Raw genomic sequence first — 6,752 nt, 5'->3', positions numbered from 1 at the left:
ACAGTCCCGGGCCCTCAACGAAGCGCTCGGCATCCGCCACCGGCCACGCCTCAGCCACCACGTCAACGGCCGGGCCACCCGGCTCTGGTTGCCCTACGCCCGCCCCCACCTGCGGGAAGGCGAAGGCGACCCGGTCACCGAACTGATCGGCTTCCTCCACAGCGTCGTCGACCGCTTCGACCTGCGCAGACTCATGATCGGCAAGGAAGAGGCACGCACCCTGCTGGAGGCGCTGCTGCGGCACAGCGCCAACCTGGAGTACGGGCGCGCCGCCGCAGGAGCGAAGGACCTGGGGGAACTCCGCCCCCGACTGCCCTTCGCCGACGTGCTGTTCCACCCCGACCGGGCGGCCGCGACGATCGGCGCCGCCGGGCTCAAGGCGAAGCCCTTCACCCTCGGCAAGATCATGCAGCTGGCCGCCGACACCGGCGACGACGCCCCGGCGGCCACCGTCGCCCAGTCCATCACCGCCGAGCGCCTCGCCCTGACCGAGCGCGTCGTCGAGGCGGCCACCCGCAGCCGTGGCGTCCTCGTCCTCCTCGGCACCGAACGGCCATGGAGCGTACGCCTCGCCGAGATGGACGCCGCCCTGCAGTACCTCGCCCTCCGCGTGAAGACGTGGAGCGACCGCGGAGACGCCTTCGGCCCGGTCGAACGGCTCCTCGGCGAGTGCCTCGACCTCGTCTCCCACCGACTCGACGCCTGGATCACCTCACTGGCCACCGCCAGACTCCACGCCCTGCGCACCCGCCGCCCGGCCGGAGTGCACCTCGGCGCCTACGGATGGGTGGAAAACCTGACACGCCACCCCGGCAGGGTCAGCCACGGATGGGTACTCGCGCCCTCGCTGCCCCAGGCCACCACCGCGGCCGTCCTGCACAGCGGCGCCCTCTCCCACCCCACCGACCCCGGGGCCTTCGCCGTCGACCTGTCCTCCCGCCGCATGCGCGTTGCCATGGGCGTCCTCGACGGAATCGCCCAGGGACAACCGCTCGGGGCACTCCTCGGCTACCGGCTCGAACGGCGCCTGCACGACGCACGCGAGAACACCGACGCCCCCCTCGAACTGGACCGGTACATCGCCCCCCTGCGCGCCAAATGGTCCGTGCAGACACCCCACCACCCGGGCACCGGCACCGGCCCCCAGGAGTTCATCGGCGCCCACGACGTCACGGACGGCGCACGACTCGCCGAGGTACCCGAGAACGACGTCGTCACCCATCTGAAAACCCACTCGGGAACCCCACCCATGACCCCGGCCGAGGAGAAAGTCCTCAGACGGCACCTCCAGGCACTGCACGACGACCTCGACGCAGTCGCCGACCTGCTCCTCGCCGAAAGCGTCCACCAGTTCATCCAGGGCAACCACGACCGCGCCGGCGCCACCCTCGAATCCCTCGCGGCCGGCGGGCAGGCACCTCCCCGGCCCCAGGTCCTCGACACCCCGCGGCGAGGCATCCCCGTCGGACACCGGGTCCTCGTCGTCATCCCGGAGAACACCACCCGCCAGCCAGGCTGGGACGGCACACAGCAGATCGAGCGGCCCCGCGCCAGGGCCGAACCCCTGCTCGACACCTGGGCCGGGCACCAACTCGGCGCCCCCGGCCGCATCCGCCTCCGGGCCGCCTGGCCGCGACCGGGACAGCAACCCGACGCCCCGACGACCACCGTCACCGAACACACCTGGCCACTCACCGACCACTGCGCCCTGGACGTGGTGGCGCTCGCCGCCGCAGGCCGGCTGCGCACCGCGATCGAACACGAACTCCTGGGCCGGCGGCCCGCCGACGTGCCCGACGGCACGGTCCCGGTCCTGCGCCCCGGCAGGGACCCGGGCTGGTCCCGCACCACCCTGGACATCACCCAGATCGAGGCGCTCGGCACCGCCGTCGCCGGGGTGCTCACGACCGGACGGCCCGGCACCGCTGCCGACCTGGCACCCGCTCAGAGCACGCCCCTGGCGGAGGAGGACCCCCAGCTACGGGTTCGCGCGGAGGAGGCACTCGACGGCCTCCAGGCCGCCCTCGACGCGCAGGATCTCATGGCGCTGGCCGCCTACGGGGTGACCGGACCGCCGGCCAGCACCGCCGACGAACTGGCCGACCAGCTGACCGGCGCCTTGGGCAAGGCGCGCGAGCGACTGGCCCGGGCACGGCAGGAACACGAGCCCGACCAGCTGACCGGCGCCTTGGGCAAGGCGCGCGAGCGACTGGCCCGGGCACAGCAGGAACACGAGCGGACCCAGTGGCGGCCCGCCGTGGTTCTGGAGGCCGTCTTCGGCAGCGGAGGCTGGGGCCTGGGCATCGTGACCCCACCGGACGCCGGCACACTGGACGCCTCGTTCGGGCCCGGCCTCGAACGCGGAGGCGACCCCCTGCTCGTCCCCGGCGACTGGGTGGAACAGATGGCCACCGTCCGGCCGGGCACTTCGGCACTCGCGGACCTCCTGCTGCACACCCGGGCCGCCGGAACCGGCCACACCCTGCGCGTCGGACAGACGCCCTTCACCCCGGACGACCGCTGGGTCGGCGCGCTCCGCGAACCCGAGGACGAGGACAGCCCCGCCACCGGACTCGTCGTGCACGGCCCCGCCCAGCCGCTCTCGGCCGGCAGGGCGGCCGTCCTCGTGGTGGACGAATGGTCCGAGCTGATCCCCGCACAGCGACACACCGCCGGCGTCACCTTCCACTACGACGCCCCCGGCGCGCGCGCCCCACAGGCCGTACTCCTCGCCGTCCCGCCGACCGTCGGACAACCTTGGACCCCCGACGCACTGGCCGCCGCCATCGGCGAGGCACTCGACCTCGCCAAACTGCGCCTCGTGGACCTCCAGGCACTCGGCTGGCTGGGCCGCTACCTGCCCGCGGCGTATCTGCCGGAGACGGCGATGGGCACGGCCCCCAGCGTGAACATCAGGGACGTCATGAAACGGGCCGACCTGAAGCCCATCGTGCAGTTGCTGAGCGACGAGGAGGCCTGACCGTGTTCGACGTCATGTACTTCGGCCAGTTTCACCGGCTCGAGCCGGCGGTCAGGCCGAGCAGCACCGGTGGCCAGCTCGACGACGCCCTGGCGGCCCGGGTCGCCGACCCGCTCTTCCTGCTGGCCCGGCAGTGGCAGATGGCCGAGTTCGCGGGCGAGGACGGCGGCACGCCCGTGTGGTGCCGGATCAGCACCGAGACCACCCCGCTTTCCTCCTTCCGGCCGTCGGGCGACGACGCGGCGGCCGTCCGCCTCCCCGAAGGCGTCCCCCTGGAATACCTCGCGGAGGCCGGAGCCACGCCCGCCGAGGCCACGAGGCAGATCCCCCTGCGCACCGCCGCGCACGCCGGACAGCGCTTCCTCACCACCCTCCGCACCGTCGGCCTGCCCGCCTCACTCCTGGACGACATCGACGCGAAGGTCCTCGCCAAGGCACCACTGCCCGAAGCCCCGGCCGACCCGGAGAAGGACCCCCTGCGCCGCGACCCCGCCGGACGGGCCCTGCGCGACGTGCTCGCCACACGGGCACCCGACGGCGTGACACTCGCCACCGCACTCGCCGACGGCTGGCGGCCCTCCGGGCTCACCGCGGCCGCGCGCACGGCCTTCGAAAAGGCGGCGGCCGCCTGGCTGGACTGGTTCGGGCAACGGCACGGTCCGCTCGCACCGTCCAGCTGGGCACGCGAGCGGCTGGAACACCGCTTCGCGGTCACCGCCGAGATCGCCGGCCACCCGGTGACCCTGGACGCACCCGAGTACACCGGCGGCGCCGCCGACGCCCATCACTTCGACCTCGACACCGGCGACACCCCGCTGCCCGCCCCCCGAGGCGAACCGGCCAAGGGCATGCTGCCCACCCGCGTCACCTATCCCGGCATGCCGGCCGAACGCTGGTGGGAATTCGAGGACGCCACCGTCAACCTTCCCGACATCCGCGCGGGCGTCCCCGACCTGGCCCGGCTGCTAGTCGTCGAATTCGCCAACATCTACGGCAACGACCACTGGATGGTCCCGCTCGAACTGACCACGAGCGCCCTGCACCGGATCGCCTCCCTCGAGGTCGTCGACACCTTCGACGAGACGACCGTCATCGAACCCGCCAGCGACGGCGTCTGGTCGGTGTTCCGCCCGACCGACGCCCAGACCGGCAAACCCGGCCCGCCACTGCTGCCCCTCCTCCCCACCGCCACGGCCCGACTGGAGGGCGCCCCCGTCGAAGAAGTCCTGTTCGCCCGCGACGAGATGGCCAACCTCGGCTTCGCGATCGAACGGGTCGTACAGAGCGCCTCCGGCCGACCTCGCGTACGGGCCGACGAACCACCCGATGACGCGCCTCAGGTGCCGCCGACCGCCCCGGGGGCGCTCGCCTACCGGCTGGTGACATCCGTCCCGGCACACTGGATCCCCCTGGTGCCCGTGCTCCTGCACCCCAGCTCCGCCGCCATCTGTTTCCGGCGGGGCCAGATTCCCCGCTTCGCGGCGAACGGCGACCGGCTGCCGCAGGTGAAGGCAGCAGGCCGAATTCTCGAACCGGAGGTGAAGGGAGTGTTCTTCCGCGACGAGGAGATCCCCCGCTCTGGCGTAACCGTCAGCCGGGTCCCGGTCGTGGCACGCGGCGAGGACGGCCGGGTCCTCCAGTGGGTGGGCCGGCGCGTCCGCGCCGGACGGGGCGAGGCCTCCAGCGCGCTGGCGTTCGACGAGGCCGTACCACCGAGAGGATCGCGATGAACACAGCCGCGCGCCAAGCGGTCGTGAACCTCGGCGACGTCGAGTTGATGGTCATCGCGCTCGCTGCGGACGACACCGAGGTCCTCGGCTTCGAGCTGAAGGGGAAGGCCTATCGCTGGAACCTGCTGTCCGGAGCCCAGCTGTCCGGTCCGGTGAAGATGGACGTACGGACCATCTGGACCGTCCCGGCCGTTCCCGACAACCGTGAGATCGTCATCGGTTGCGGCGACGGCACGGTACGCCGCCTCGACAGGGTGACCGGCAGCCCCCTCGCCGATCCCTTCATCGCGCCCCACCCGAGCCGCGTCCGGGGCCTGGCCCATAGCCGAGACGCGGAGGAACTCGTCAGCGCCCACCAGGACGGCACCGTCCGCCGCTGGAAACGGACCACCGGCTCCCCGCTCGGCGACCCACTGCGGGGACACGCCGGAACCGTACGCGCGGTCGCCCTCACCCCCGAGGAGGACGAAATCGTCTCAGTCGGCCAGGACGGCACCGTACGGCGCTGGAAACGCGAGGACGGCACACCCATCGGACCGCCGCTCGTCGGCCACACCGGCGGCGTCCAGGCCGTCGGCGCCGGCCCCTCCGGGGTGATCGCCTCCGGCGGTCGGGACGGCACGGTCCGCCGCTGGGACCGCCGAACCGGCAAGCCACTGGGTGCCCCACTGGTGACAGGCTCACCCGTACGCACCGTGCTGCTCACCCGGGACGGCGAGATCGCCGCCGGCTGCGCCGACGGCACGCTGCACCGCTGGGATCCCACGGGACAACGCATCGGCGAGGTCCTCCCCGCCCACACGTACGGCCTGCCGTCCATGGCGCTCACCCGGGACGAGACCGAACTGGTCACCTACGGCTGGGACGGAGCGATCCGCCGCTGGGCACGCATCACGGGCGAACCCACCCGGCCGCCCGGCGATCCGGACCGTGCGGAGACCCGGGTCGGCGCTGTTTCACTGCTGGAGATCCGCGGTACCACGCCCTTCTGATAGCTGCCCGCCGCCAGTGCCTGCGCAGGAGGCCAGAGATGTTCAAAATCGCGATCGACACCTCGCGTCCCACTGTGCCGCTGAGGCTGCGGCGATGCCGATGAAGGCGAGGAAGTGTTCGGCCTTGCATTCGTAGCGGCGGTGGAGCCTTCGACATCCGGCCAGCCAGGACGTTGGGTCGGCCGCGCGGCGAGGTGCTCGCCGTGAGGGCGAGTCCTGTTCCGCGCGGCCTCCCGCCGAGTGAAGTAGGCCGCCGACGAGGTGCCCGTGGCTCGGGTCCTTTTCCGACGGCCTCTTCCCGAACCGGACAGGCCGTTGGGTAGGCCGCCAGCGAGGTGCCTGTGACCAGGCCCTTTTCCAACGGCCCCCCACCGAACCGGGCATGCTCGCTTTCCGAGCACCACGGCTCTCCAGTGCCTTTTCTTCTCATGAGTTCTGCCGCGAGGGGCGTCCGCCGTAGTGGATGTCCTCGTGGCAGACACGGCAGACGACCAGGGTCTTCCGATGGCGCGCGGCCATCATCTGGGCCCAGGCGGGCTTGGGAGCCCGCCCCCGGACGTTCAGGTCTTTCAGGTGCCGGATGTGGTGCACTTCGACACCGTCATGGGACCCGCACATCTCGCAGGTGTCGGCGAGCAGGCGCTTGACGACTTCGCTGCGGCCGCTGTTCCACACCTGTGTCGGGTGATCGTCGAGGCTGCCGATCCTGATCTTTCGCTTCAGTGAGACCCCGCCCCACTGCGCCACCAACGGCGGTCGCCCTTCACCGCGTTCGACGGTGACCTGTAGCCCCCGGCGGGGACCTTGGTCCGTCTTCAGCACGGTCCGGTAGCGCTGGTAGATCCTGGGGACGCGAACGCGGTACTTCCGCGCGAGCGTCTTGACCAGGGAGCGCTGCATCACATGCTTCAGCCGGTCGAGTTGGTGGAGGTTGAACGCGAGTTGGTAGTAACCGGCGATCCCGCGGAACTCGGCCTGGTACTGGGCGACGATGGAGAAGTCGCTGTTGACCGTGCGTTCGGTCCGCCGGACCGGTCGGCCATGGTGCAT

3 protein-coding genes and 1 pseudogene are annotated in these 6,752 nt (G+C 72.0%); 3 read left to right on the top strand and 1 reads right to left on the bottom strand.

Annotated features, from left to right (window positions below):
- The 3 genes and pseudogenes from VXC91_RS40960 to VXC91_RS40950 form a co-directional block, all read left to right on the top strand.
- Positions 1–2,980, top strand: a pseudogene (locus VXC91_RS40960) (hypothetical protein); the annotation flags it as partial.
- 2 nt (positions 2,981–2,982) lie between these two features.
- Positions 2,983–4,710 carry a hypothetical protein gene (locus VXC91_RS40955; protein WP_329512446.1) on the top strand — a complete coding sequence of 576 codons (1,728 nt, stop codon included), beginning with the start codon at positions 2,983–2,985 and terminating at the stop codon, positions 4,708–4,710.
- Entirely contained in the window at positions 4,707–5,702 is a 996-nt protein-coding gene (locus VXC91_RS40950) for a WD40 repeat domain-containing protein (RefSeq protein ID WP_329512445.1), read from the top strand. Before VXC91_RS40955 ends, VXC91_RS40950 begins: the two co-directional genes overlap by 4 nt.
- Before the next feature lie 426 nt (positions 5,703–6,128).
- Here VXC91_RS40950 and VXC91_RS40945 read toward each other — a convergent pair.
- A partial coding sequence (locus tag VXC91_RS40945) for an HNH endonuclease (RefSeq protein ID WP_329512444.1) occupies positions 6,129–6,752 on the bottom strand: 624 nt, incomplete at its 5' end.

Source organism: Streptomyces chiangmaiensis (assembly GCF_036281785.1).
GTDB classification, from domain to species: domain Bacteria; phylum Actinomycetota; class Actinomycetes; order Streptomycetales; family Streptomycetaceae; genus Streptomyces; species Streptomyces chiangmaiensis.
Note: the sequence above shows the minus strand (reverse complement) of the source record. Positions and strands in the feature narration are given on the sequence as shown.